This is a genomic window from Acinetobacter courvalinii, assembly GCF_014635545.1.
In the GTDB taxonomy this organism is placed as follows: Bacteria; Pseudomonadota; Gammaproteobacteria; order Pseudomonadales; family Moraxellaceae; genus Acinetobacter; species Acinetobacter courvalinii.
The window spans coordinates 227,459-253,730 of the sequence record NZ_BMDA01000002.1; the positions used below are offsets into that span (position 1 = coordinate 227,459).

At 44.5% G+C, this 26,272-nt stretch carries 22 protein-coding genes and 2 tRNA genes; 15 read left to right on the forward strand and 9 right to left on the reverse strand.

Going from position 1 to position 26,272, the window contains the following annotated elements; all coding sequences use genetic code 11:
- The first annotated feature begins 53 nt into the window (after positions 1–53).
- The 4 genes from IEV39_RS10655 to IEV39_RS10670 all read left to right on the forward strand — a co-directional run bounded on the left by IEV39_RS10655 (position 54) and on the right by IEV39_RS10670 (position 1,660).
- Complete coding sequence (locus IEV39_RS10655; protein ID WP_004776129.1) at positions 54–431, forward strand: GNAT family N-acetyltransferase; 378 nt, start codon at positions 54–56, stop codon at positions 429–431.
- A 107-nt stretch (positions 432–538) separates the two neighbouring features.
- Positions 539–614: transfer RNA gene (locus IEV39_RS10660), tRNA-Phe, on the forward strand.
- Between the two features lie 141 nt (positions 615–755).
- Positions 756–831, forward strand: a tRNA-Phe gene (locus IEV39_RS10665).
- Between the two features lie 97 nt (positions 832–928).
- The gene (locus IEV39_RS10670) at positions 929–1,660 is read left to right on the forward strand and encodes a class I SAM-dependent methyltransferase (protein ID WP_005282604.1); all 732 of its coding nucleotides are present in this window, start codon (positions 929–931) and stop codon (positions 1,658–1,660) included.
- A 58-nt stretch (positions 1,661–1,718) separates the two neighbouring features.
- On the opposite strand, the gene scpC is transcribed toward IEV39_RS10670, so the two are convergent.
- The 3 genes from scpC to ompR form a co-directional block, all read right to left on the reverse strand.
- The gene (gene scpC / locus IEV39_RS10675; RefSeq protein ID WP_005282608.1) at positions 1,719–3,233 is read right to left on the reverse strand and encodes a succinyl-CoA:acetate CoA-transferase ScpC; all 1,515 of its coding nucleotides are present in this window, start codon (positions 3,231–3,233) and stop codon (positions 1,719–1,721) included.
- Positions 3,234–3,534: 301 nt separating this feature from the next.
- Positions 3,535–4,989: an ATP-binding protein gene (locus IEV39_RS10680; protein WP_005282612.1), complete on the reverse strand. Its 1,455-nt coding sequence runs from the start codon at positions 4,987–4,989 to the stop codon at positions 3,535–3,537.
- A gap of 17 nt (positions 4,990–5,006) precedes the next feature.
- The gene (gene ompR / locus IEV39_RS10685; RefSeq protein WP_004657337.1) at positions 5,007–5,771 is read right to left on the reverse strand and encodes an osmolarity response regulator transcription factor OmpR; all 765 of its coding nucleotides are present in this window, start codon (positions 5,769–5,771) and stop codon (positions 5,007–5,009) included.
- Positions 5,772–6,188: 417 nt separating this feature from the next.
- On the opposite strand from ompR, the gene IEV39_RS10690 reads away from it, so the two are divergent.
- The 5 genes from IEV39_RS10690 to IEV39_RS10710 all read left to right on the forward strand — a co-directional run bounded on the left by IEV39_RS10690 (position 6,189) and on the right by IEV39_RS10710 (position 13,172).
- Positions 6,189–8,543, forward strand: coding sequence for a Tex family protein (locus IEV39_RS10690; protein WP_005282613.1), 2,355 nt, complete (start codon positions 6,189–6,191; stop codon positions 8,541–8,543).
- A 279-nt stretch (positions 8,544–8,822) separates the two neighbouring features.
- On the forward strand, positions 8,823–11,012 hold the full coding sequence (locus IEV39_RS10695; RefSeq protein ID WP_005282616.1) for a bifunctional SulP family inorganic anion transporter/carbonic anhydrase: 2,190 nt from the start codon (positions 8,823–8,825) through the stop codon (positions 11,010–11,012).
- Between the two features lie 224 nt (positions 11,013–11,236).
- Positions 11,237–12,067, forward strand: coding sequence for an AraC family transcriptional regulator (locus IEV39_RS10700; RefSeq protein ID WP_005282618.1), 831 nt, complete (start codon positions 11,237–11,239; stop codon positions 12,065–12,067).
- Between the two features lie 77 nt (positions 12,068–12,144).
- Entirely contained in the window at positions 12,145–12,858 is a 714-nt protein-coding gene (locus IEV39_RS10705) for an AzlC family ABC transporter permease (protein WP_005282620.1), read from the forward strand.
- Positions 12,855–13,172 carry an AzlD domain-containing protein gene (locus tag IEV39_RS10710; protein WP_004776114.1) on the forward strand — a complete coding sequence of 106 codons (318 nt, stop codon included), beginning with the start codon at positions 12,855–12,857 and terminating at the stop codon, positions 13,170–13,172. The genes IEV39_RS10705 and IEV39_RS10710 overlap by 4 nt, the downstream gene beginning before the upstream one ends.
- A 46-nt stretch (positions 13,173–13,218) precedes the next feature.
- Here the strand turns inward: IEV39_RS10710 and IEV39_RS10715 are convergent, their stop codons facing one another.
- Entirely contained in the window at positions 13,219–13,974 is a 756-nt protein-coding gene (locus tag IEV39_RS10715) for an SDR family oxidoreductase (protein ID WP_005282622.1), read from the reverse strand.
- A gap of 104 nt (positions 13,975–14,078) precedes the next feature.
- On the opposite strand from IEV39_RS10715, the gene IEV39_RS10720 reads away from it, so the two are divergent.
- A complete protein-coding gene (locus tag IEV39_RS10720; RefSeq protein WP_005282624.1) occupies positions 14,079–14,963 on the forward strand; it encodes a LysR family transcriptional regulator in 885 nt (294 codons plus the stop codon).
- Between the two features lie 79 nt (positions 14,964–15,042).
- Here the strand turns inward: IEV39_RS10720 and IEV39_RS10725 are convergent, their stop codons facing one another.
- Entirely contained in the window at positions 15,043–16,350 is a 1,308-nt protein-coding gene (locus tag IEV39_RS10725; protein WP_005282627.1) for a CitMHS family transporter, read from the reverse strand.
- Between the two features lie 407 nt (positions 16,351–16,757).
- Between IEV39_RS10725 and IEV39_RS10730 the strand changes: the two genes are divergently transcribed.
- Entirely contained in the window at positions 16,758–17,522 is a 765-nt protein-coding gene (locus IEV39_RS10730; protein ID WP_005227718.1) for an HD domain-containing protein, read from the forward strand.
- 64 nt (positions 17,523–17,586) lie between these two features.
- On the opposite strand, the gene IEV39_RS10735 is transcribed toward IEV39_RS10730, so the two are convergent.
- Positions 17,587–18,879 carry an MFS transporter gene (locus IEV39_RS10735; RefSeq protein ID WP_005227716.1) on the reverse strand — a complete coding sequence of 431 codons (1,293 nt, stop codon included), beginning with the start codon at positions 18,877–18,879 and terminating at the stop codon, positions 17,587–17,589.
- Between the two features lie 367 nt (positions 18,880–19,246).
- Between IEV39_RS10735 and IEV39_RS10740 the strand changes: the two genes are divergently transcribed.
- On the forward strand, positions 19,247–19,435 hold the full coding sequence (locus tag IEV39_RS10740; RefSeq protein WP_005227713.1) for a hypothetical protein: 189 nt from the start codon (positions 19,247–19,249) through the stop codon (positions 19,433–19,435).
- 3 nt (positions 19,436–19,438) lie between these two features.
- Here the strand turns inward: IEV39_RS10740 and IEV39_RS10745 are convergent, their stop codons facing one another.
- Positions 19,439–19,816 carry a MerR family DNA-binding protein gene (locus IEV39_RS10745; RefSeq protein WP_005227712.1) on the reverse strand — a complete coding sequence of 126 codons (378 nt, stop codon included), beginning with the start codon at positions 19,814–19,816 and terminating at the stop codon, positions 19,439–19,441.
- A gap of 106 nt (positions 19,817–19,922) precedes the next feature.
- Between IEV39_RS10745 and IEV39_RS10750 the strand changes: the two genes are divergently transcribed.
- Complete coding sequence (locus IEV39_RS10750) at positions 19,923–21,020, forward strand: SDR family oxidoreductase (protein WP_005282630.1); 1,098 nt, start codon at positions 19,923–19,925, stop codon at positions 21,018–21,020.
- Positions 21,021–21,091: 71 nt separating this feature from the next.
- Here the strand turns inward: IEV39_RS10750 and IEV39_RS10755 are convergent, their stop codons facing one another.
- On the reverse strand, positions 21,092–21,979 hold the full coding sequence (locus IEV39_RS10755; RefSeq protein WP_005282632.1) for an SDR family NAD(P)-dependent oxidoreductase: 888 nt from the start codon (positions 21,977–21,979) through the stop codon (positions 21,092–21,094).
- A 255-nt stretch (positions 21,980–22,234) separates the two neighbouring features.
- A complete protein-coding gene (locus tag IEV39_RS10760) occupies positions 22,235–23,512 on the reverse strand; it encodes an O-acetylhomoserine aminocarboxypropyltransferase/cysteine synthase family protein (RefSeq protein ID WP_005282634.1) in 1,278 nt (425 codons plus the stop codon).
- Between the two features lie 299 nt (positions 23,513–23,811).
- Between IEV39_RS10760 and ettA the strand changes: the two genes are divergently transcribed.
- Together ettA and IEV39_RS10770 are read left to right on the forward strand one after the other, a co-directional pair.
- Entirely contained in the window at positions 23,812–25,473 is a 1,662-nt protein-coding gene (gene ettA / locus IEV39_RS10765; RefSeq protein WP_004776096.1) for an energy-dependent translational throttle protein EttA, read from the forward strand.
- A gap of 183 nt (positions 25,474–25,656) precedes the next feature.
- Positions 25,657–26,250: a hypothetical protein gene (locus IEV39_RS10770; RefSeq protein ID WP_005282636.1), complete on the forward strand. Its 594-nt coding sequence runs from the start codon at positions 25,657–25,659 to the stop codon at positions 26,248–26,250.
- Positions 26,251–26,272 lie beyond the last annotated feature (22 nt).

Genomic DNA, 26,272 nt, shown 5'->3' on the forward strand with positions numbered 1-26,272 from the left:
TTCGCTGTGACGAAAAAGTGACAGCATCATAGTTTGCTCAGGAGGGTTAATCAATGCCTATTACCGTACATGCTTACAGTTCTCTGGAAGATTCAGGAATTCGTACTCAGCTCGAGCGACTTTACGATACCAGCCCAGAGTTTGGCGACGGGCAAGATGCAATGGAACAACTTGAACAAAATCTACAGCAATATACCACAGTTTACACTGCTGAATTTAACACCAAAATTATAGGTGCAATTTGGGCGACAGGACAAGGTGAAAGCCGTGTTCTGGAATATATTGTGGTGCATCCCGCCAATCGTGGCCGCGGTGTGGCAGAACGTCTGGTTGAAGAGGTCTGCCGCATGGAAGAAGCGCAGGGCGTGCAACAGTTTGAACCGGGTTGTGGGGCAATCCATCGTTGCCTGTCGCATCTCGGTAAAATCTAAACAGCTGGCCTTAAAACCATGCTTTGCAGCAAAAATAAGCGCTTAAACGAAAAATCCACAAATTTGCTTGACGGGCTTAGACAAACATTGTTTAATACGCCCACTTTGGCGTGATAGCTCAGTAGGTAGAGCAACGGATTGAAAATCCGTGTGTCCCCAGTTCGATCCTGGGTCTCGCCACCATAAATTTGTATTTTCAATCCCTGATCCCATCAGGGATTTTTTTTTGCCTTAAAATTGATTGCGTGAAAAATGGGCAATCAAATCAAAAGCTCATGATAATTATTGACTATTGCGCCGAGATACGGCTTAATACACCCCATTGGCGTGATAGCTCAGTAGGTAGAGCAACGGATTGAAAATCCGTGTGTCCCCAGTTCGATCCTGGGTCTCGCCACCATATTCAAAAAGCCTCAAACGAAAGTTTGGGGCTTTTTTTATTGTGCCAATAGTTTGTTATATTGAAGCCAAGTAGAAAAATTGAAGAATAACATCGCATGAAAGATCTGTTTTCGGCGCAAAGTGAACTTTATCAACAGGCGCGGCCGACTTACCCACAATTACTCATAGATAGCTTAATTCAGCAGCTTAACGGTTTTGACCGTGCGTGGGACTGTGGCGCAGGTTCAGGGCAATTAACCCGCCTGATTGCGCCGTATTTTCAACAGGTGATAGCAACTGACCTGAGTCAGAACCAGCTTGATCAGGCGCCAGCCTTGCGTAATGTCAGCTATTTACAGCAAGCCGCGGAACAATGTACTTTCCCCGATCAGTATTTTGACCTGATTACCGTTGCGCAGGCGATTCACTGGTTTGACTTTGAAAAATTCTACGCACAAGTGAAACGAACCCTCAAAGCAGATGGTCTTTTCGCAGTGATTGGTTATGGCCTGTTAACGCTTGAGGATGCGTTGTTAAATGATCGGCTGCAACAGCTCTACCATCAGACCTTAAACGGCTTCTGGGATGCAGAGCGGCGCTATATTGATGAGCTTTATCAAACGATCCCATTTCCTTTTCAAGACATTCCGATGCCGCAGTTTCAGATTGAATTATGCTGGACAGGACAGCAGTTGTGGGATTATCTCAATACCTGGTCTGCAGTCAAACATTATCAAGATCAAATGCAGGTCAGTGCTTTAGCCGATTTACAGGATATCCGGCTGATCCGGCAGCCGATGCAGGTGACCTTTCCAGTCTTGCTGAGAGTAGGGCGGCAAACGACTTGAAAGACTGAAAATAAAAAAAAGCATGCCGAAGCATGCTTTTTAGAAACAAATGCGTAGCTTAAGCAGATTTAGCAATCTCTACAGGCGCTAACATATGACCTGTTTCTTCAAAGTTGGCATGCCAAGACAATGCTTCACGCAGAATATGTGGGGTATGACCACCACGTTCGCAAGCACGGTCGAAGTAATCGTTTAACGCGCCTTGGTAAAGCGGGTGTACACAGTTGTCGATAATGACACGGGCACGTTCACGTGGTGCTAAACCGCGTAAATCAGCAAGACCCACTTCAGTCACCAGAATATCAACATCGTGTTCGTTGTGATCGACATGGCTGACCATCGGTACGATCGATGAAATGTCACCACCTTTGGCAATTGATTTGGTTACGAAGATGGCAAGGTGCGCATTACGGGCAAAGTCACCTGAACCACCGATACCGTTCATCATCTTGGTACCGCAAACGTGGGTTGAGTTTACGTTGCCGTAAATATCGAACTCAAGCGCCGTGTTAATCCCGATAATGCCTAAGCGACGTACGATTTCAGGATGGTTGGAAATTTCCTGTGGACGTAACACCAGTTTTTCTTTGTATTTCTCAAGATTGCCAAAAACACGTTCGCCACATTGCGCTGACAAGGTAATGGAGCTGCCTGAAGCAAACTTCATTTTGCCTGCATCAATCAATTCAAAGGTACAGTCTTGCAGTACTTCTGAATACATCACCAGATCTTCAAAGTTTGAATCTTTAAGACCCGTTAAAACGGCATTGGCAATTGAACCAATCCCTGCCTGTAATGGGCCTAAGTTCTTGGCTAAACGGCCTGCAGCCACTTCCTGTTCAAAGAATTTGATCAGGTGGTTGGCAATGCCTTGGGTTTCTGCATCTGGCGCTGTTACGGTTGATGGTGAATCTGCGGTGTCATTGAACACGATCCCCACGATTTTCGCTGGATCGATTGGAATTGCGGTTGAACCAATACGGTCATCCACTTTTGTTAATGGCAGTGGGGTACGGGTTGGGCGATAAGTTGGAATATAAATATCGTGCAGACCTTCAAAGTTTTCACTGAGTGAGGTGTTGATTTCAACAATCACTTTTTCTGCAAAAATGGCAAAGCTCGCCGAGTTCCCGACCGAAGTGGTTGGAACGATATGACCATCTTCGGTAATCGCAACCGCTTCAATTACCGCAACATCAGGACGTTTTAGTTGCTGGTTACGCATCTGTTCAACGGTTTCAGACAAATGCTGGTCAATAAACATCACTTCGCCGTTGTTAATCGCACGGCGCAAGGTATTGTCAACCTGGAAGGGCATACGACGAGCCAGTACACCGGCTTCTGTCAATTGCTTGTCTAAGTCATTGCCGAGGCTGGCACCAGTAATTAACGTGATTTTTAACGGATTTTTCTTGGCTTGTTCAACCAGTGCCTGAGGAACAGCTTTTGCCTCACCTGCACGGGTAAAACCGCTCATTCCGACCGTCATATCATTTTTAATAAAGCTGGCAGCCTGTTCTGCACTCATCACTTTGTCGTGTAGAGCTGCAAGGCGAATACGACTTAAAGACATCATCCATTCTCAATTTTGCTTTTCATTGGGTATGGATTTTAGCGCTAAAACATGAAAAGTGGATTGAAATAAGGCTAAGGTCTAATACAGCTGCATACGCTTTATTCACTTGTATTTCAGCCTATTTTAAAGCTGTAATCTAGCTGTTTGAATTTATGAAGAAAAAAATAAATATATGTGAAGTAAAACAGGATGTATCTGTGCGACTGAATGGGCAGAAAGTCGCCGATTGTGTGGTGATTAAATAGGCGACTTTAGTCTAAATCAACCGGAGACAGGCGGTTGATTCAGGAATTTTGCTTTAGAAATGGCCTGTCAGGGTCTGTTTGATCTTATCAATTGCATTGTTGGCCGGTTCGCTAGCTTCCACTGTTGGAATAGGTAAGGAGATCACTACTTCCAGTCCACCCTGTTCACGATTGCGAATACTGATCTGGCCCTGATGAATATCGACAATACGTTTCACAATGGCCAGTCCAAGGCCGCTCCCTTGGATGGTACGGGCAGAATTACCGCGAACAAACGGTTGCATCAGTTCTTCGACCTGATCCGGTGGAATCCCTTCACCATGATCTGCCACGGTAATCAGGATGTGATCATCAACATGGCTGGCGGACAATTCAATCGGTTCTGCACCATAACGTTTGGCATTATTGATCAGATTGGCAATCAGACGTTTCAGCGACAAACTGCGTGCAGCAATAATCGGAAGTTCCTGCGCCTCAAAACGAATATCCAGTGGCTTGAACTGCACCACCAGTTCTTGCAGCAGGCTATTCAGATTGGTCTCTGTGAGCTCTTCGTCAGAACCGTCACGCATATAGGAAATGAACTGATTCAGAATCGCGTCCATATCGTCGACATCGTAGATCAGGCCTTCGCGAAAAAACTCGTCAGGCAGCATTTCAGCCGTTAAACGAATACGGGTCAGCGGTGTACGTAAATCATGGGAAATACCCGCCAGCATGATTTGACGGTCACGCTCGGTTTGCTCCAGCGTATACACCATATGGTTAAAGGCCTGATTGACCTGACGGATTTCCAGTGGTCCGTGATTGGTATCGAGATAAGGGGCTTTACCGGTTTTACTGTAATTATTCGCAGTATTTTGCAGCCGACGCAAAGGCCGGTTCATTTGTCGCACCAGAATTAAAATAATAATGGACGATACAATCGGAACACCAAACAGCCAGCCAGCAATCAGCTCAACACTATAGTTGGTATAGGTTTTGAGTGGTTCTCTGACCCAGTTGCCATTCATTTCAGGCGTTTGAATCCAGATACGCGGTATCGGCTTGAATTTAAAATAAACCGTGACGTCTTTAACACCGAGTTCTTTGGCCAGCTTCTCTTCAATCTGGTTGGTAAAGAGTTCAGCCAGGAATTTATCTTCAACCCGGGGAAACTCTTTTGGATCGGTGACGTATTCAATCCCGATCCGGTTTTTCAACCAGGTATCCACATCGACTTCACTATCACGATGCAAAATCCGGATATCCGGATTATTCACCAGTTCCAGTTCAATCGCGAGATAGCGGGCATGTTGCTGTAATTCAGGAAGATAAAGGGTTCGCCAAAAGAACCACAAGGACATAAACAGACTGAAAAACACCATGAACAAGACCAGAATGGTAGTGCGCATGGCAGCGGAACGTGGTTTGATTTTATCTAAAAAACGTTCCCATTTGGTTCGGGGCCTTTCGGAATAAGCCGCGAACTCGGTAAACTCTTGTGGATCAATGGGTTCAAGTTTCAACGTTTAATTTCCCGAACTTACTCTGCACCATCTGGAACAAATACATAACCCACACCCCAAACGGTCTGGATGTAACGTGCACGGGCAGGGTTGTCTTCAATTAAACGGCGTAAGCGAGAGACTTGCACATCAATTGAGCGCTCCATTGCACCCCATTCACGGCCACGCGCCAGATTCATCAATTTATCGCGGGTTAAGGGTTCACGAGGATGCTGGACCAGTGCTTTCAATACTGCAAATTCGCCTGTCGTTAAGGTCACGACTTGGCCTTCACGGGTCAAGGTACGTGTCGAAAGGTCGAGTGACCATGGGCCAAAGCTGACCACTTCAACTTGCTGGCTTGGGGCACCTGGGACTTCACGCACTTGGCGACGTAACACGGCACGGATACGGGCCAGTAATTCATTTGGATTGAACGGTTTTGGCAGATAATCGTCAGCGCCTGCTTCCAGACCGGCAATACGGTCAGAATCGCTACCGCGTGCAGTGAGCATGATAATCGGAGTATCGATATTGGATTGGCGTAGGCGACGACAAATACTTAAACCATCTTCGACAGGGAGCATAAAGTCGAGCACGATTAAAGAGAACAGTTCACGTTGCAGTAAACGATCCATTTGTGTCGCATCATGAGCAGTTTTTACCACGAAACCCTTATCTTCGAGGAAGCGTTGTAAAAGCGTACGCAAGCGCACATCGTCATCGACCACTAAAATGCGTTCGACCCGGTCTGTCTCATGGTGTACGGTTTCCGTCGATTCAGCAGGTACAACTAAACTCATGATTGTGCTCCTTTATCGTTTATTGTCATCGTCTTTATGCAATGCGAATGTGAAATATCAATAGACCTTTGAGTATACGATTCATTGCACAGTTTTGGCTATGTTATAAAGCAACAAATATTGCCAATAAAATCAAGAGATAGATACCAAATATATACAGGCAGAATTATGACAAACAACCTATTTTTTCAATATTTAGGCAGAAAAAACAGCTGATTTGAGAAATATGCGACGATTTGCATAAAAGATTGAGTCCAGAGATTGTTGTCGAAGGGCGGGCCAATACTGCAATTAATCGCCTGTGAATAAAATTTATACAGGAATAAAACACAATATTCAAAAAAACAATGGTGGATTTTATAGCCATGAACTTTATAATCAGTGCTTTTAGAATTAACCCTTGTGGAATCAATCACGATGACTGACTTAGTTCAGCAGTTGGCAAATGAACTTGCCGTACGTCCAAACCAAGTAGAAGCTGCTATTCGTTTAATTGATGAAGGTGCTAGCGTTCCTTTTATTGCACGTTACCGTAAAGAAGTCACGCAAGGCTTAGACGATACGCAATTACGTCAACTCGATACACGTTTAACCTATTTACGTGATTTATTCGAGCGTCGTGAGAAGGTGATTCAATCTTTACAAGAACAAGATAAATTAAGCGATGATTTATTGGCACGCGTCAATGCGGCTGAAACGAAAAATGCATTAGAAGAAATTTATGCACCTTATCGTCCAAAACGCACCAGCAAATCATTTAAAGCCAAAGAAGCTGGTTTAGGTCCGATTGCTGAAAAAATTATTGCAGATCAAATTGATCCTGCAGAAGCACTGGCTGGTTTTAGTCATGAAGACTATCCTGATGTTGAAAGCCAGCTCGATGCGATCCAGCACATCCTGATTGATGACTGGGCACAAAATATCGCCTTAACCACTGAATTAAAACAAAATTTTGCTAAAACTGCAGTGTTGAAAAGTGCAGTCGCTTCTGATGAGAAAAAAGAAGTGGGCAAGAAATTCCGTGATTATTTTGACTTTTCGGAAAATCTCAATAAAGTCCCTTCACACCGTTTATTGGCAATGTTACGTGGCCGCCAGGAAAATGTACTGGGTCTAAAAGTAGATGGTGAAGACGATGCTCCATTGGCACGTATCGAGACAGAATATAATCTTGAGCAACTTCAGCCACAAAGCCGTCAGGATTATTTAAAGCAAACTGCTAAATTATTCTGGCTGGGTAAAGTTCGTCCGCAAATCGAACATTCATTATTAACAGATAAGCGTTTAGCTGCTGAAGCTGAAGCGATGGATGTGTTTGCTGAAAACTTGCGTCATTTATTGCTTTCTGCACCTGCAGGTAGCCGTACCACGTTAGGTGTAGATCCTGGTATCCGCACGGGCGTGAAACTTGCAGTGGTAAGCGATGCAGGGGATGTACTGGCGCATAGCACCATTTATCCATTTGCACCAAAAGAAGATAAAGAAGGTTCGCTGGCAGAACTTGCGCGTTTATGCCGAGAGTTCCACGTGGAACTTATTGCGATTGGTAACGGTACGGCAAGCCGTGAAACTGAAGCTTTGGTTGCAGAAATGATGGCAGCCAATGCAGATTTGAAATTGACACGTATCACCGTCAGTGAAGCAGGCGCATCGGTTTATTCTGCAAGTGAATTGGCATCACAAGAACTTCCTGAGCTTGATGTGTCGATTCGTGGCGCTGTGTCAATTGCACGCCGCCTACAAGATCCATTGGCTGAACTGGTTAAAATTGATCCGAAATCAATTGGTGTGGGTCAATATCAGCATGACGTGAACCAGACCGGTTTGGCAAAAACACTGGATGCTGTGGTTGAAGATTGTGTGAATGCCGTTGGTGTAGATGTGAATACGGCTTCTCCTGCAATTCTGGCTTATATTGCCGGTTTGAATAAGTCGATTGCGCAGCAAATCGTGGAATACCGTAAAGAAAATGGTCGCTTTGATAACCGTCAGGCCTTGAAAAAAGTACCACGTTTAGGCGAGCGTACCTTTGAACAGTCAGCAGGTTTCTTACGTGTTCAAAAGGGTTCAGAGCCGTTGGATGCTTCTGCGGTTCACCCGGAAAGTTATGGCTTGGTAGAAAAGATTGTTGCAGCAAAAGCAACGACGGTGAAAGACATTATTGGCAACACTGAAATCATTCGCCAAGTGAAGGCAGATGAGTTTGTTGATGACAAATTTGGTTTACCGACTATTCAGGACGTTCTGGCTGAATTGGAAAAACCGGGCCGTGATCCACGTCCAGAGTTCCGTACAGCCAAGTTCCGTGAAGACATTACTGAAGTTGCGCAACTGACCGAAGGCATGCAGCTTGAAGGTGTGGTGACCAATGTGACCAACTTTGGTGCCTTTGTCGATGTAGGTGTACACCAGGATGGTTTAGTACACATTTCTGAGTTGGCGAATGAATTTGTCTCTGATCCGCATAAAGTGGTGAAACCGGGCCAAATCGTACAGGTCCGTGTCATGCAGGTTGATGTGGAACGTAATCGTGTCAACTTGAGTATGCGTGCAGAAGGTTCTGCGCCAGCGAAGGCTTCACGTCCACAACGTGCAGCACAAGACCGTACCGAACGTGCAGAGCGTAAACCACAAGGCCAACGTCCTCCACGTAAAGAAGGTGACTTTAAGCGTCCGCAACAGAACAAGCCAAAAACTGAAAAACCACAAGAGCAAAAAATTGGTGGTTTAGGTGCCTTGTTATTACAAGCCGGGATTAAAGGTTCTAAATAAATTGATAATTCCTAAAAACCTCCTTCGGGAGGTTTTTTATTGCTGTTATTTATTTGTGAGCCGAATTATGGCAGATCTGACCTCTGCGGACATACAAGATGAGGCGAATCTTAAGATCAACAAAAATAGGCTGAAATCGATAAATAAATATACAACGTTATAACGTAACCAAACTTTAAACCTTGCACTTTGTCGGACAATATCATTCAAGCCTCGAAGTAGGGAAAACGCTTTCAGGCAGTAAAAATTAATTATTTTTTTATTATAAATGGTTACTTCATGACAAGTTTAGCACTGAAAAATAGATTCCATTTAAATGACCTCCTCTCCGGAGTTGTTGTTTTTCTCGTGGCCTTACCCTTATGTTTAGGGATTGCTTTAGCCTCCGGAGTACCGATTATTTCAGGCATTATTGCCGGAATTGTTGGCGGTATTATTGTCGGGCTGCTGAGTGGCTCTCACATTAGCGTTTCAGGTCCGGCGGCAGGACTGACTGCAGTCATTCTTGTGCAACTGGATCAATTAGGCGGCAATTATGCCGCTTTTTTATTGTGTATTGTCTTTGCCGGGATTTTACAGATTTTATTTGGGCTGTTTAAATTGGGCTTCTTTGCGAATTTTATTCCCAATAATGTGATTCTGGGATTACTGGCGGCCATTGGCGCAATTTTGATCGTAACCCAATTACCTTACTTATTCGGTTTATCCAGCTTCTCTTGGGACATGTTGTGGACCAGTACACCGAGCGCCTTGGTTCAGCATTTTGATCTGGGTGCGGCCTTAATTGGCCTGCTCAGTTTGTTTCTGATTCTGGCCTGGGATAGCAGTCCGCTTAAAAAGTTGGCCTTACCCTCGGCCCTGATCGCAGTTGTACTGGCTGCGGGTCTCAATTTTATTTTAATCAGTATCGGTTCGCCGTGGGCCGTACAAACCGATAACCTGATTCAGTTACCCAATATCCTGGAGGCGCCTCAGGAGGTGCTGGTTTTTCCTGACTTTGCTTATCTGGCGGAGCCGCTGATCTACACTGGAGCAGTCACTTTGGCCATCGTGGCCTCCCTGGAAACCTTACTCAATCTGGAAGCTGCCGATAAACTGGATTCACAAAAAAGATCGTCTCCACCCAATCGTGAACTATGGGCACAAGGAGCAGGCAATATCGTATCGGGTTTAATTGGTGGTATGCCCGTGACATCGGTGATTGTGCGTAGTTCAGTCAATGCCAATACAGGTGCACGTAGCAAATGTTCCACTATTTTTCATGGGATACTCCTGTTGCTGGCAATTTTGTTCTTCGTGCCATTGATGAACATGATTCCATTGTCTGCGCTGGCTGCTATCTTGATTGTAACGGGTTTTAAACTCACGCATCCCAAATTATTCAAACAGTTATATCAAAAAGGCTGGAAGCAGTTTTTACCGTTTATTATTACGCTGGTTGCAATTTTACTGACAGATTTGTTGACGGGCATCGTGATCGGCTTGCTCACCAGTAGCGGCTTCATTCTGTATGGTAATTTTAATAAAGGGGTGCGAGTCTATAAAGAGAAGCATTTGCATGGTATCGTGACGCGAATTGAACTACCTTCACAAGTGACCTTTCTGAACCGTTCTGCATTGATTTCAGCCTTGGAGCATGTACATAAACACCAGCAGCTGATTATTGATGCAACCCAGTGTGATTCGATTGATCCCGATATTTATCAAGTGATTCAGGACTATCAGAATGAAACTGCCAGTAAGCGTCAGATCGATCTAAAACTCATCGGATTTAAGCAACATTATCAGGATGTCGATGAGGCAGCGCTGGATATTTATATCAGTACCCGGGAACTGCAACGTAAATTAAGCCCGCAACAGGTCATCACCTTACTCAAAGAGGGCAATGAGCGTTTTGTCAAAAATGAACGCCTGCAACGGGATGTTTATCGCCAGATCCGGGTCACTGCGGATGAAGGACAACATCCGATAGCAGCGGTACTGGGCTGTATGGATTCGCGTGCACCAACCGAGATGATCTTTGATGTCGGGATTGGCGATTTATTCAGTTTAAGGATTGCAGGAAATATTGCGGGACAAAAAGTACTGGGTTCGCTTGAGTTTGCCTGTCAGGCCAAAGGCTCCAAGGTGATTCTGGTTTTGGGTCATACCGATTGTGGTGCTGTTACCAGTGCCTGCCAGTTACGTTTACAGCAGAAACGGGTTTCTGATGTGCAAGAGATGCCCCATATCCAGTATGTACTGGGGCCGTTGATGCATTCAGTTGATAGTGTCTATGACATTATGCAACCGCGCGATTTAAGTCGGGCTTTTATCAATCAGGTCACGGCAATGAATGTGCATTACAATATTCAATACATTACGGCGCATAGTCCGGTATTGAAAGACCTGCTGGATCGAGGCGAAATTGCAATAGTCGGTGCAATTTATGATGTGAAGACCGGACAGGTCGAGTTTCTGGATCGTTGATGCTTCATCTAAAAAAGCGCCTGTTCTCAGGCGCTTTTTTATTGATGCCATGATCAATCGATTGCATATACTGGATAAGACGTTTATTTGTTGAAAAGCAGAATAAACCCTGACCTACTGCTGTCATCGGCGTAGAATAGCCGGTATAAACAGCAATTTTATTCTATAAATTTCATGCAATCGCGCTAACCTGACATGATGCAAAAAATTCAAAGGAGGTCGTAATGTCGCGTAGACCTCGTGAACAAGTTGATTACCTCCATCTGGAAGAACTGGGTGGTCTGGAAATGTTGAAAGCAAGTTACTATCAGCAGGAATTTTCACGACATGTTCATGAAGGATTTTGTATTGGCGTGATCGAAGAGGGCGCACAGCGCTTTTATCGAACCGGTGGCAATCATGTGGCACCACAGGGCGATATTATTCTGGTCAATGCCGATGAAGTGCATACCGGATCTTCGGCGGTAGACACCGGCTGGCGCTATCGCGCAATCTATCCAACACCTGAAGTATTTAATGAACTCACCCGCGATCTGACGACGGTACACGGCACTGCACCTTGGTTCAGAGAAGCGGTATTGCATGATGAAGGATTGGCCCAGCAATTCCGTTTATTGTTTGATTTACTGGAACAACCGAACAATAGCTTGTTAAAACAGACCTTATTCTTGTCGACGATTGCATGGCTGGTGTCCAAATACAGTCAGGTCAAGCCGCATGTGACCGATTTGAGCAATGCCAAACAGCGAATCCTTAATATAAAAGAACTGATGGCAACGATGCCTGAGCAAGAGTTTTCCTTGGCTGAGCTAGCAGAAATGGCCAATCTGAGTCAGTGGCATTTCTTGAGACAATTTAAAAAACATGTCGGGTTGTCGCCGCATGCATGGCTGGTACAGGCACGGTTGCAGAAATCGCAAAGATTGTTAAGACAAGGACTGAATTTATCCGAAGTCTCACAACAATGTGGTTTCTCGGATCAGAGCCATTTTAGCCGTCATTTCCGTCAGACCTTTGGCATTACGCCCGGCGGTTATATTACCTATCTCAAATAAAACAGCAATTTTATGCAATTCTCCTGATGCAAATTTTGGCATAGTCATACGGTCTTTTATTAACCCTTGTGATTTTGATGTTAAGTGACAGCGTAACTGATGATACCCCCATGACCGTAACGCGGGCATTTTTTAATGGTGTCGTCAAAATACTACCGCTGTGTTTTGCGGTGTTACCGTGGGGCTTACTCGCGGGCTCTATGGCAATTCAGGCTGGGCTGACCACCTTACAGGCGGTGGGCATGTCTGCGCTGGTTTTTGCGGGTGCAGCACAGTTGATGACTTTGGGGCTGGTCATGGCAGGAACACCTGCTTTAACCATTATTATCTCCGTATTTTTAATCACCACCCAGCATTATCTGTATGCGCTCTATCTCCGTGAAGATATTTCCAGACAGCCATTGAAACATCGCTTAATGTTGGGATTTCTACTGACAGATGAACTGTTTGCGGTGAGTATTAAAAAGCAGCAGCATTATATTTATTATTTGCTGGGTGCAGGCAGTTGCTTTTATCTATGCTGGGTGTTGTTCAGCCTGTGTGGCGTATTGCTGGCAGCTTCAGTGCCCAATCTGGATCAATATCATCTCGATTTTTCCATTGTTGCGACCTTTATCGCCATCGTGATTCCATTTATTAAAAACCTGAATACGCTGGTCGGTGTGCTGGTCTCGGTTATGCTGACGGTTGTGTTCTTGAGTCTGGGCATTAAAAGTGCCGCCATCTTGGCGGGGGTGATTGGTATGTTAACTGCGACCTGTTTGCAGAATCTGCGGGAGCGTGCGGCATGAGTTGGTTTCTGCTGATTATTCTGGCCATTGTAGTTTTCATGAATCGCTATATTCTGCTGGAACCGAATATTCCATTACGCTTACCGAAATGGTTCCAGCAATCCTTGCAGTATTCTGCACCGTGTTTATTGACCGCGATTGCCACGCCGATTGTATTTATGGATGAGCATGGGGCTTTCCGTAGTACTTTACTCAACCCCTATTTTCTGGCGACGCTGCTGACCATTGTAATTGCCTACAAGGTCAAGCATACCTTGTTGACCATTATCCTGAGTCTGGCCTGTTTTTACGGGTTGGTATTTTGGTTGCATTAAACGCTTGGGCTGTTAAATAAAGTGCCCAAGCGTTTCATTTTGGGAATTAACGGGTGGTATAACCGCCATTGGCGAAAATGGTTTGGCCTGTAATCCACCAGCCCTCTGTGACCAGAAAGCGAACCAGCGGTTCAATATCTTCAATTTGGGTCAGTCCACCTAAAGCGGAAGCAGATTGATGATAGGCCACGGCTTCAGGTGCTTCCTGACCATAGAAAAATGGCGTATCCATCGGACCCGGCGCAACCGCAGTCACTGAAATGCCACGTTCACCAAACTCTTTGGATGCGGCTCGGGTGTAATGTTCTACCGGTGCTTTCAGACCTTCATAGGTGGAATAGAGACCGGTATAGGCAGCCAGTAAACTGGTCACAATACTACAGATTTTTCCGTGCGGATTGAGATGACGGCCTGCAGACTGAATGAAGAAATAGGCAATCTTGTTATTAATCTCATTCATCCCGTCAAATTCCTGTTCAGTCGTCTCCAGATACGGTTTTTTGAGCACGCGACCGACGGTATTGATGGCAATATCCACCCCGCCAAAGTTTTCTTTGGCAGTGATAAACAGGTGTTCAATATTCTGAATATCGGATAAATCTGCTTGCACCAAAACCGCTTTTGCCCCGAATGCCTGTACGGCTTTTAAGGTTTCTTCTGCATCTGCCTGTGTGGCTGCACTATTATAATGAATGAGCAAGTTTGCTCCTTGTTCTGCAAACTTGCGTGAAATCAAGCCTCCCAGGTTTTTAGCGCCGCCCGTAATCAAGACGGTTTTTCCGGCTAGCGTATGTTGTGACATCTCTCTCTCCTGATTGTTGTGTATGAAAATCATGCTAATGCAATTTATTTGTTTGAAATAGTTGTTAGTATTGAACTGATTGTGCAGAAAAGTTGAATAATAAAATGGATAAGATTGAGCGCTTAAAAATCTTTTGTTTAGTGGCAGAGAAGCAATCTTTTGCACAAGCTGCACTGCAACTGGGATTGCCCCGCTCCAATGTGACCTATGCCATACAGGCGCTTGAAAAAGAATATGAAGTACTGCTGTTCTATCGCACCACTCGTAAAGTCGCTTTAACCCATGAGGGGAGTCTGTTTTATCAGGAAGCCATGCGTCTGGTGACGCAATTAAAAGAGCTGAATCGCTTTAAGACGCATGTGCGTAGTACGGAAGGCAAGATTAGCATTGGCATGCCGAAACGCTTGGCCACTCAGCTGTTGATTCCGCATTTAGGTTCTTTTTATCAGCGCTATCCCAAGGTCAAAGTACTGGTGAATGGTAGTGATGACTTTTCCAATCTGATTGAACAGCAACTGGATTGTGTGGTGCGGGTGGGACAGGTACAAGACCAATATCTGCTGATCAGGCCCATCACACAAACCCATATCTGGACACTGGCAGCACCTGCTTATCTAGCCGAATTTGGTGAACCCAAAAGCGTTGAGGAACTGCAGCAGCATTATGCCGTGGACTACCATGTGGCGAAACATTATCGGGAATGGAGTGAATTGGTATTTCGGGATCAGCGTCTGAGAATGCCTTACCGTTTACTGATTGAAAATACCGAAGCCTATATTCAGGCAGGCTTAGCAGGGATCGGGATTATCCAGATTCCTGAATTTGATGCTGCACCCTATGTACGGCAAGGTGTGTTACAGCGTTTATTTGTAGAGGTTCCGGACTTGCAATTACCGGTCAATATTTTATTGACGGATCGCCAGTATCGTCCTCAATATTTTCAGGATTTTATTGATTGGTTAGAGGAATTATTAAAGCAGCAGCTATAGGCATTGATCTGCTCACGATAAAAATTCATAAGACATAAAAAAAGCATACCTGAGTATGCTCTTTTTATTTTGGCAAAGATTAATAGAGACCGAGCAAGAAACCAACACCTAAAGTGAAGAAGCTAAATAGCCAGATCCAGCCAAACGAGTAACGTAAATGACGTCCCATATCCGTCCCGGCCAGACCCATGGCCAGCCATGTTGCTGGTGAGAATGGGCTAACGAAGGTACCGGCATTATTGCCAATGGCCATGGCATACACCACTGAATCGGCAGTCACACCAGCGGTTGCAGTCACTTCCTGAACAATCGGCAAGAGGGCAAAATAGTAAGCATCGGTGCTGGTAAACAGGTCCATTGGCACACCTAGGATACCGACCAGAATATGCAGGCTACCGACCCAAGTCGTTGGTAAAATATGAATCAGATCCAGTGCGATTGACTTCAACATGCCTGATTCGGAGAGAATTCCCAAAAAGGCGCCAGCAGCAAAAATAATCGCAACCATGCTTAAGGCTTGAGGTGCATGTCGGCTGATCACCGCCATTTGTTCTCTTGGTTTAGGGAAGTTCACCAATAATACGAGCGATAAGGCAATCATAAAGACGTAGGGTGCCGAGAACAGACCAAACGCCAGACAGATAACCGCAAGAATAACCAGAGCGATGTTAAACCAGAACTTTTTAGGTTTGACTTGTTCTTGTACATCTTCCGCCATATCGGCTGCCATGCAGTCCTGTTCAAAAGGTGTGGTACCTAAGGCTTGTGCTGCCAGGATACGTTTTTTTTCACGTAAGCCCATCAATACGGCAAAGCCCATCATACCCAGAATACCAATTACCTGTACCGGGATCAGGCTCTGCCAGAGTGCGGCGGCTTCAATGCCAGTCACGGCAGATGCACGACCTAAAGGGCCACCCCACGGCACCATATTCATAATGCCCATACTGCCGGCCATGAGTAACAGCATCAGATAAGGACTCATCCCCAGTTTGCGATAGAGCGGCAGTAAGGCAGGAATAATAATCAGAAAAGTGGCCGCCCCGGAACCGTCCAGATGCACGATAGCAGCAATCAAGGTGGTCATCACCGCAACAATCACCACATTACCGCGGGTCAGACGCACCATGTTGCGGATCATGGGATCAAAAACATGTAACTCTTTTAAAATACTGAAAAACAAAATGGCAAATAAAAACATGGTGGCCACTTTGCTGACTTTTAATAAACCTGCTTCAAAGAAGCCGGAAATCTCGCTAATCGAAAAGCCAGCAATGAGTGCCCCAATAAGCGGAACAATCGACATTGCAACAATTGGACTGGTTTTACCCGACATGAGTAACGCGACAATCGTTACAATAATTAGAATACCTATCAGCGTAAGCATTATTTACTCCCTTAAGTCGTAACCTCTTGCCATAAAAAAAGTGTTAAAAGTACACCAAAAAATAAAAAACAAAGCGCCGTCCATTATGCATAAAAACTTAAATTACGCTTAAACTTCAGCAGAAAAACTAAACGAAATGCTGGATAAGTGAGCAAATTGTTTAATTTTATCTAAAAATAGTTGTAAAGGAAACTGGAAAACTGACTGAAAAGTAGTGGAGTTTTTATCATTTTTTGCGCTTATTCAGCAGCGAAAAATGTCGGAAGAGGGGGAGAAAAAGCCAAAGTTGATCCAGGCTTCATGGCTGTCTTGTTTAAACCAGCTCAGGTCGAGAAAGGAAAAGACTTTGACAGATTCAATGCGTTGCTTTAAAAATTAGAGTAATTACTCTAATTTTAGAAAATACGATGCAGATTGGTCGACAGCACTGGATGAACCGGACTTCTGGTGATTTAGGATTAAAAGATCGCATAACCTTGCTGAGTCACAGTTTACTGCCAGTCATTCAGCAAACCATTAAAAGCTATGCTCTAGCCCACCATAAACAGCGCAACAGAATGCAACAATTGAGTATCGAAGATCTGGTATTGCCCGATAGCTCAGATGTACAACAGGCCTTGGCCCAGATGCAGTCTTGTAGTGCTGAGGCCTTACAGAATCACTGTCTGCGTACATGGTGTTACGCCATTGCCTTTGCCAAAATGCAACGACTGCAATGTGATGCTGAGCTGTTGGCAGTTTCATGCCTGTTACACGATTTGGGAATGACAACACAACATTATCAGCATCATGCACATTGCCGTTGCTTTGCCGGGCAAGGAGCCTATGCTGCGAAAGACTGGTCAATTCAACAAGGCTGGGACATGGGGCGCGCTGATCAGCTGTTTGATGTGATCAGTCTGCATATGAACCCCCATGTCGCCCTTGAGCAGGGGCTTGAGGCTCATTTATTACAACAGGCTGCCAGCTGCGACGTCATTGGTAGCCGTGGTTTTGAATTTTCCAAACAGTTTAGACAGCAATTACAGCAACATTATCCGCGCCTCGATTTTAACCGGATCATGATTGAATTTACCCAGCGGGAAGCTGAACAGCGACCCCGTTCTCGCACCGCCATGCTGGTCCAGAGTGGATTTAAGCAGTTGGTAAATTCAAATCCTTATTTAAAATAAGTCCAAAATAAAAAACCACTTTTGCCTGAACAAAAGTGGTTTTGCTAGTTAAGCTTGAATGTAGTTAGTGGTCATGTTCCAGATATTCAGGCTTTTTCGGTAAGGCCCAGCTACAGAAGAAACAGATCATCAGCATGATAATCACATAAATAAAGAAGATGTTTTCAATACCTGCATCTTTAAATAGCAACGCCACCGATGGTGCTGAACCACCAAACAAGGCATTACCGACGGCATAAGAGAAACCGACACCTAAGGCACGCACATGTGGAGGGAACATTTCTGCTTTGACCAAACCACTGATTGAGGTGTAGAAGCTCAGCAGCATCATCAGGAAAATCAGTAATAAGGTGATAATGACAGGCGAGTCAGCAAAGCTACGCATACCGGTGACCATCACCGGATAGATAAAGATCGCGCTGAGTAAACTGAAAGCCAGCATGGATGCACGACGGCCAATACGGTCTGAAAGCATCCCAAACAACGGTTGCGCCAACATAAACACAAACAAGGCTGTGGTCATAATGAAACCGACAGTTTTGCCATCCATCCCGATGTTGGTGAGATAGGTTTTAGAATACACCGTAACCACATAGAAGGTCAGTGAACCTGCAGAGGTATAACCGACTACCAGCAAGAAGGTTTTCCAGTGCTGTTTCAGTAAGGCAACCAGACTACCGGATTCCTCACGTTCCGCATCTTCATGCGATAAAGTTTCTTCTAAACGGCTTCGTGCCAGTAAAGACAAGATTGCCGCAATACCCCCAATCACGAATGGAATACGCCAGCCGCCATCATTCAATTGCTGTTCGGTCATAAAGCCAAGCAGGATGACCCCGAGTAAGCTGGCGAGTAGCTGACCACCGGATAAGGTGACGTATTGAAACGAAGCAAAGAAACCGCGTTGACCTTTTAAGCCCAGTTCACTCATATAGGTAGCGACGGCACCATATTCACCACCGACCGAAAGGCCTTGTAATAAACGAACCATCAGTAGCAGGAAAGGGGCCCACATACCCACCTGATCATAGGTCGGCAAGGCTGCAAACAGGAATGAACTCAGTGCCATCAGACAGATTGAAATCACCATGGACTGTTTGCGACCGTGACGGTCAGCGATCCGTCCGAATAACCAGCTGCCGATTGGTCGCATAAAGAAGCTGGCTGCAAATACACCCCATACATAAATCGCTTTAGTGGTTGGATCCATATCCGGTGCAGTTAATGCATGCGTAAAATAAGCAGCAAAGACGGCATAGATATAGAAATCAAACCATTCAACCAAGTTCCCTGATGCCGCACCGACGATACCTTTGATACGACTTCTTCTTTCTTCCTTGCTATATACCTGACTCATATACGTTCCTTTTCACCAAGCAAGATTCTGTAACTGAATCTTTACAGAATGTTATATACCGCTAAAGAAGCATGAAAATGACACTATTTTGTATGTTTTTTATGAATATATTTTTATCTAGAGAGAATAACTATGATTCTGAGCTAACTCATTGACAGATATACATTGTCAGAATGGTCAATGTATAGGTTTTAATCTTTTTAAAAGCAGAGAATTAAGTATTTATAAGAGACAATATTTGCATTCGCCTGATTCAGTTTATGTAAATGATCTGTAATAGAGCCATTTTGGTGCAATCTATCTTGAGCATTTTTTTAGATGATTGGATGGCTGTGTGGAGATTAAATCTTGATCGATGCATTAAGACATGAATATCCATTCATTAAGCTATAAACAGGCCGAGTCGTTAGAACTGATGATTAAAGCAGCAAAGCTGTGGATAAGTTTCAGTTTATACACACAGTCAATCCGTGTTGTTTTTAATCGTATTTTCACCCGTCCTGATTTTTTGCTTTTGGCTTATGCCGTCCTAGAGCAGCAAGCTATTTTGGAATAACACTTAGTCCAGCACTGGAATAATGCAGTCTGCTCTGAATGGACAGGGCTCTCCCTGCGTAAATTGAGTCAGCATGCTTCTGATCTGATAAAGCTGGGCAATTTTTTCATCAATCAAGTTGAGCTTTTCTTGAAGAAGGGTCTGGACCTGTGCCGCAGGAATTTCCTCTTGCGCCGTCATATTTAAAATTTGCTTGATTTCATTCAGGGTGTAGCCCAGATTTTTGGCAGAACGAATCAGTTGTAGCTGTTGCAGCGTCTGTTCCGGATAATCTTTATAGCCATTATTACAGGTCATGGACTGGATCAGCTGCATCTTTTCATAAAAGCGAATGGTGTCCCGGCTTAGGTTTGCCTGTTTTGCCAACTGTCCAATCAACATCTTGCGTATCCTTTATTGTTATAAAAAAAGCGGTATTAACCCCTTGACCATTGAGTGTACTCCATCCTTTAACCTGTGCCTACAGTCAATCAAATAGGCATAAAAAATGGACCATAATCACTTAAAAAATCAACAATATTGTCAAGTTGCACTGGTTGCTGGCGCGACAGGTTTTATTGGCCGCTATCTGATTCTGCAACTTTTGCAACAGGGACATTCAGTTTTCGCCCTGATCCGTAATCCGCTGGAGCAACAACAGGCCCTGATTCAATGGCTGCAACAAAAAAATGTTTCTTTGCAGCAACTGACTTTTATTCAAGGGGATGTGACTCAGGTAAATCTTGGTATTCAGCCGCAAGACTGGGAGAAATTAAAGTCCGTCAATACTTTATATAATAGTAGTGCCTTGTTTGCCTGGAATCTGGAGATGCAGCAGGCACGGGCAGTCAATGTTGATGGCGCACTGAATTTACTGGCCTGTGTACATCAGCATTGTGATTTAAAACGCGCTGTACATATGTCAGGATATATGCTGACGCTGCTTGATCACTTACGCCAGGCAGGCGTTTGTCTTGAACAGCCCGACCAGACTGACTGGCTCGCGGTATATCAGCGCTTAGGTGCCTATGAGGCCTCAAAGATAGAGGCTCATTTTGCCTGGATCCGCGCCGCACAACGCTTGTCGGTGGACTGGACCATTATCCATCCAGCAACGGTGTTGGGTGATGATGTCTCTGGCGAGATTCCGTTGAACCAGCCGATTGCGCAAATGATTGATTTGCTAAAACGCAAGAAAATGAGTGCACTGCCGGCAACCGCACAGCATTATCTGCCTTTGATCCGGGTCGATGATTTATGTCAGATCATGGTCAAGGCTTCGATGGATCAGGCGTTAGTAAATCAGTCGATGCTGGTAGTCAGCGAGCATGATCTGGCCCTACCGCAATTGACGGGCCTGATTGCAGCGCAGTTGCAGGTCAAGGCGCCTACACGCCATGTTCCGGTCGCTTTATTGAAACTGATTTTAAAGTGGCAATGGCTGGCGAAGAAGCTGGAAATGTCTCGGGAAATGTTAGATTTCCTTAGAACCGAACCTTTAGAACAAGCAGTGTTACAGCAGTTCAAACAGCGCTGGCAGCTTGCAACGGGTGATCTGGAAGGCGCAATTCGTAAAACCACGGATTGGGTCAGTCAGGCCCGTTAAACAGAGCTTTATTCAAAATAAAAACAGCCAGTCAAAGGACGGGCTGTTTTCTTAATGAACCGGCTAGAGGCTTACCAGTGTTCACCTGGGAACAGGCGGGCATAGGCACGTTGCACCAGATTAAGTTTTTCCTGTTTGCCCACAGATGCGGTAGAGCTTGGGAACAGGTTATAGCCAATCGACATCAGGATATTGTTGATGTCTGGTGCGATTGCATAGGTAATCGAAGCCAGGCGACCAAGATTGGTGGCGATTTTCTTCGGACGTTTCACGATGGCATAAGCAATCAGATCGGCAGCTTCTTCTGGTGAAAGCGTTGGGACATATTTATAGATTTTGGTCGGCGCAATCATTGGCGTACGGACCAAAGGCATATAAATAGAGGTAATCGCAATTTTATGTGCATGTACTTCTGCGGATAAGCAGCGGCTGAATGCATCTAAAGCTGCTTTTGATGCAACATAAGCCGAGAAGCGGGTCGCATTGGCAAGTACCCCGATCGAGCTGATATTGATGATCTGGCCATCTTTGCGCTGCATCATATGCGGCAGGATATTCAGAACCAGACGTACTGCACCGAAGTAGTTAAGCTGCATGGTGCGCTCGAAGTCATGAAAACGGTCAACCGATTCATGGACCGCTCGGCGGATGGAACGACCGGCATTATTTACAAGAATGTCGATGTGATCCACTGCAGCCAGAATTTCTTTTGAAACCGCATCAATGGATTCCATCTCGTTGAGATCACATGGAAACACAGACGCCTTTCCACCTTCAGCCTCGATCTCTGCTTTGACCTCATCTAACTTCTCCTTGGTGCGAGCGAGCAATAAGACATGGGCCCCAGCTTGCGCCAGGTATTTTGAAACCGTTAAACCAATACCACTTGATGCACCAGTGACAATGATTGTTTTACCGTCGACTTTTTGCTGAAAAAGTTTTTTGAGTTTTGCATTCATGTAAGTATCCTACATTCATCACGAATCATGCTGTTGTGTGCAATGCTGTCCTATACCGCTTAACACTGCAATTTATTTTGGTCTAATATTAACCGATCTTTTTTGTTTGTCTAGTGTAAATGTTTGAAAAATAATATCTTTTTTAGAGTAAAAGCTCTAAAACAAGGTGTTGTATTAGTTGAAAAATCGAGCATATTTTTTTAGTTTTGCACAAAAAATAAGCCCCATTTTCGGGGCTCATTGATTTCATTAAAATTAAACTTGGGCGAGGGCTTGTTCGAGATCGGCAATCAGGTCATCCACATGTTCGATACCAATCGACAAACGCACTAAATCTTCACTGACACCCGCTGATTTTAGCTCTTCTGCATTGAGTTGGCGGTGAGTTGTGGTCGCAGGATGGCAGGCCAGACTTTTGGCGTCGCCAATGTTGACCAGACGGGTAAACAGTTGCAAGGCATCAATAAAGCGAGTACCGCCTTTTAAGCCATCTTGCACACCAAAGGACAGGATGGCAGAAGGTTTACCTTTCACATACTTTTGCGCCAAATGGTGCTGTGGATGATCTTTCAGACCCGCATAATTGACCCATTTTACTTTTGGATGCTGTTTTAAATATTCAGCAATCTTGATGGCATTTTCAGTATGTCGTTCCATGCGCAAGTTTAAAGTTTCCAGTCCTTGCAGGATCAGGAATACGCTCAGCGGACTAATGGCTGCGCCAGTATTGCGTAATGGTACTACCCGCGCACGGGCAATATAAGCAGCTTCTCCCAATACTTCGACATAATTGACACCATGATAGCTTGGGTCTGGCGTGTTTAATGCTTTGAAGCGTTCAGGATATTTGCCCCAAGGAAATTTACCGCTATCGACAATCACACCACCGATGCTATTGCCGTGACCGCCGATATATTTGGTCAGGGAATGAATCACAATATCTGCACCAAATTCAAAAGGTTTAAGCAGTGCAGGTGTTGCTACCGTATTATCGACAATCACAGGCACACCATACTCATGCGCAATCTTGGCAATGGCTTCAAGATCGATGATATTGCCGAGCGGATTACCGATCGATTCCACAAACACCAGTTTGGTTTTGTCATCAATAATTTGACGCAGCGCTTCCGGATTCTGATAGTCAAAGAAACGCACTTCAATGCCTTGCTTCGGCAAGGTGTGGGCAAATAGGTTATAGGTTCCGCCATATAAGGTGGAGACCGAGGCGATATTGTCGCCTGCTTCGGCAATGGTCTGAATTGCGTAGGTAATCGCAGCCATGCCTGAGGCCAGCGCCAACGCCCCAATCCCGCCCTCCAGTGCTGCAATACGTTGTTCAAGCACGGCAGTGGTCGGGTTCATAATCCGGGTATAGATATTACCCTGAACTTTTAAATCAAATAGGTCTGCACCATGCTGTGTATTATCAAAGGCATAAGAGGTGGTTTGATAGATCGGCACGGCCACAGCCTTAGTGGTAGCCTCTGGTGAATATCCCGCATGAATGGTTAAAGTTTCATCTTTATAGGTCATGATGACTTCATCTACGTGAGTTAAATAATCATCGAGTCTAGCCGATATTTTATCCAGAAGGGTGCATAAATTTTGCGCTGTATAGCATTTTTAGTGATATAGCAGGATTAATCCAGAGCAGATCAATTTTTTATCTGCTGTAAATCATTCAAGACTGTAATGTCTTGAAAAAGAAAATCCTTTGTTGAAGCCAAACAAATGTCAACTTAACTTCAAGTCAAGGGGGTTTCAGCGTATAATATGCCAGATATTTTTTCGCTTATTTGCGATGTACTGGTTTTTCAATTGAGGAGTCCTGCGTGGCCCAATATATTTATACGATGAACCGAGTGTCTAAAATGGTTCCGCCGAAGCGCGAAATCTTAAAAGACATCTCTTTATCATTTTTCCCAGGCGCAAAGATTGGTGTGCTTGGTTTGAACGGTGCAGGTAAGTCAACCCTTCTCCGTATTATGGCTGGCGTAGATAAAGATTTCTCAGGTGAAGCTCGTGCACAACCAGGAATCAAAATCGGTTACTTAGAACAAGAGCCACCACTTGATCCGACCAAAGACGTTCGTGGTAACGTTGAAGATGGTGTACGTGAAGCACTTGACGCTTTAGAACGTCTTGATCAGGTTTTTGCTGAATATGCTGAACCGGATGCAGATTTTGATGCACTTGCGAAAGAGCAAGAAAAATTGGAATCCATCATCCATGCATGGGATGCACATAACCTCAATAACCAGCTTGAAATTGCTGCGGATGCATTGAACCTTCCAGCATGGGATGCTGATGTATCCTTGCTTTCAGGTGGTGAGCGTCGTCGTGTTGCATTGTGCCGTTTATTGCTTTCCAAGCCAGACATGTTGCTTCTCGACGAACCGACCAACCATTTGGATGCTGAATCAGTATCTTGGTTAGAACGTTTCTTGAAAGATTTCCCTGGTACCATCGTTGCGATTACGCATGACCGTTATTTCTTGGATAACGTGGCTGAGTGGATTCTTGAACTTGACCGTGGACATGGTATTCCTTACCAAGGTAACTATTCTTCTTGGTTGGAACAAAAGAATGCCCGTCTAGAGCAGGAACAGAAACAAGAAGAATCTTTTGCTAAAGCATTGAAAAAAGAACTTGAATGGGTTCGTTCAAATGCCAAAGGCCAGCAAAAGAAAAACAAAGCGCGTATGGAACGTTTTGAAGAGCTTAACTCTAAAGAATTCCAGCAACGTAATGAAACCTCTGAAATCTACATTCCACCTGGCCCACGTCTGGGTAACAAGGTTGTGGAAGTGGAAGGGATCAGTAAATCATTCGATGGTCGCTTACTCTATGAAAACCTGACGTTCACTGTACCGCCTACAGCGATCGTGGGTATTGTTGGTCCAAACGGTGCGGGTAAAACCACCTTATTCCGTATGATGACGGGCGAACAGCAACCGGATACCGGTACTGTGACTTTAGGTGAGTCGGTTAAAGTGGCTTACGTAGGTCAGATTCGTGACACCTTGGATAACAACAAAACCGTTTGGGAAGAAGTTTCTGGCGGTTTAGATATCCTGAAAATCGGTGATTACGAAATTGCATCACGTGCTTATATCGGTCGCTTTAACTTTAAAGGTCAGGATCAGCAAAAACGTGTAGGTGAATTGTCGGGTGGTGAGCGTAACCGTTTACAACTTGCCAAGATCTTGCAGATGGGCGCAAACGTGATCTTACTGGATGAGCCATCGAACGACTTGGACATCGAAACTTTACGTGCACTTGAGGATGCCATTCTGGTATTCCCGGGTACGGTTATGGTGGTATCGCATGACCGTTGGTTCCTTGACCGTATTGCAACGCACATCTTATCGTTTGAGAACGAACAGCCAGAATTCTACACAGGTAACTATGCAGAATACGAAGCTTACCGTCAGTCACGTTTAGGTGATGATGCATCTCAAAAACGCACCAAATACAAAAAAATTACCGGTTAATTTCGGGTAAATCAAAAAACCAGCCTCCGGGCTGGTTTTTTATGGATAAAATCTCAAAAAATATTAAGAAATAGAAGTTAAAATTTTTATAAAGTGTTTGAATTTATACTTATATTTTTAATGTATTAAGATTAATATTATGTCTCCTTTTATTAAAAGGTAAATTTACCTTTCTGGAAAATCATGAAAAAAATTAAACTTTATACAATTGCTTTAGGGGTAGCTGTTGCTACGCAACTTACTGGATGCCTTTCAGTAAAATCTTATGTTGATCCTGCTTATAAGTCTGTGACCTATTCAGATATTAAAAGGCCCGCTCAACCTATTCCTGTGGTTTTAACGACCGAATTTCAGAGAAATGGCGTCGTCATCCCCAAAGCGGGTAAAGAACTACAATCAGCGGTTGAGCGTAGTTTAAGAGCAACCGGCATGTTTTCTCCAACGGCTCAGTTGAACGGCGAGAAGCAAGCAAAATTACAGTTAACCGCGAATAACGTGGCTGATTTAGGTGAGGCCGCTGGTAAGGGGGTTTTAACAGGACTGACTTTTGGTGCTGTTGGTAATGCGATTGCTGATAAATATGAATTTAAATTTAATTATATTGATGCTCAAGGTAAAGAAACGTCTCAACGTTATCCGCACATGATTTTAACAACAGTTGGAAATAAGAAAGCACCTGTTGAAAACGTACAACCAATGTCGATCAATGAAGCATTCAATAAAGTTGTTGATGATGTTGTAATACGTTTTTCTTCTGATTTACAAAAACAGCAATAAAAATCTGGCTTAAATAAATAAG

Excerpts from the sequence above, each read along its gene's own strand:
- IEV39_RS10655 (WP_004776129.1), top strand. The coding sequence starts at position 54 with ATGCCTATTACCGTACATGCTTACAGTTCTCTGGAAGATTCAGGAATT.
- IEV39_RS10670 (WP_005282604.1), top strand. The coding sequence starts at position 929 with ATGAAAGATCTGTTTTCGGCGCAAAGTGAACTTTATCAACAGGCGCGG.
- scpC (WP_005282608.1), bottom strand. The coding sequence starts at position 3,233 with ATGTCTTTAAGTCGTATTCGCCTTGCAGCTCTACACGACAAAGTGATG.
- ompR (WP_004657337.1), bottom strand. The coding sequence starts at position 5,771 with ATGAGTTTAGTTGTACCTGCTGAATCGACGGAAACCGTACACCATGAG.
- IEV39_RS10690 (WP_005282613.1), top strand. The coding sequence starts at position 6,189 with ATGACTGACTTAGTTCAGCAGTTGGCAAATGAACTTGCCGTACGTCCA.
- IEV39_RS10695 (WP_005282616.1), top strand. The coding sequence starts at position 8,823 with ATGACAAGTTTAGCACTGAAAAATAGATTCCATTTAAATGACCTCCTC.
- IEV39_RS10700 (WP_005282618.1), top strand. The coding sequence starts at position 11,237 with ATGTCGCGTAGACCTCGTGAACAAGTTGATTACCTCCATCTGGAAGAA.
- IEV39_RS10705 (WP_005282620.1), top strand. The coding sequence starts at position 12,145 with ATGTTAAGTGACAGCGTAACTGATGATACCCCCATGACCGTAACGCGG.
- IEV39_RS10710 (WP_004776114.1), top strand. The coding sequence starts at position 12,855 with ATGAGTTGGTTTCTGCTGATTATTCTGGCCATTGTAGTTTTCATGAAT.
- IEV39_RS10715 (WP_005282622.1), bottom strand. The coding sequence starts at position 13,974 with ATGTCACAACATACGCTAGCCGGAAAAACCGTCTTGATTACGGGCGGC.
- IEV39_RS10720 (WP_005282624.1), top strand. The coding sequence starts at position 14,079 with ATGGATAAGATTGAGCGCTTAAAAATCTTTTGTTTAGTGGCAGAGAAG.
- IEV39_RS10725 (WP_005282627.1), bottom strand. The coding sequence starts at position 16,350 with ATGCTTACGCTGATAGGTATTCTAATTATTGTAACGATTGTCGCGTTA.
- IEV39_RS10730 (WP_005227718.1), top strand. The coding sequence starts at position 16,758 with ATGCAGATTGGTCGACAGCACTGGATGAACCGGACTTCTGGTGATTTA.
- IEV39_RS10735 (WP_005227716.1), bottom strand. The coding sequence starts at position 18,879 with ATGAGTCAGGTATATAGCAAGGAAGAAAGAAGAAGTCGTATCAAAGGT.
- IEV39_RS10740 (WP_005227713.1), top strand. The coding sequence starts at position 19,247 with ATGAATATCCATTCATTAAGCTATAAACAGGCCGAGTCGTTAGAACTG.
- IEV39_RS10745 (WP_005227712.1), bottom strand. The coding sequence starts at position 19,816 with ATGTTGATTGGACAGTTGGCAAAACAGGCAAACCTAAGCCGGGACACC.
- IEV39_RS10750 (WP_005282630.1), top strand. The coding sequence starts at position 19,923 with ATGGACCATAATCACTTAAAAAATCAACAATATTGTCAAGTTGCACTG.
- IEV39_RS10755 (WP_005282632.1), bottom strand. The coding sequence starts at position 21,979 with ATGAATGCAAAACTCAAAAAACTTTTTCAGCAAAAAGTCGACGGTAAA.
- IEV39_RS10760 (WP_005282634.1), bottom strand. The coding sequence starts at position 23,512 with ATGACCTATAAAGATGAAACTTTAACCATTCATGCGGGATATTCACCA.
- IEV39_RS10770 (WP_005282636.1), top strand. The coding sequence starts at position 25,657 with ATGAAAAAAATTAAACTTTATACAATTGCTTTAGGGGTAGCTGTTGCT.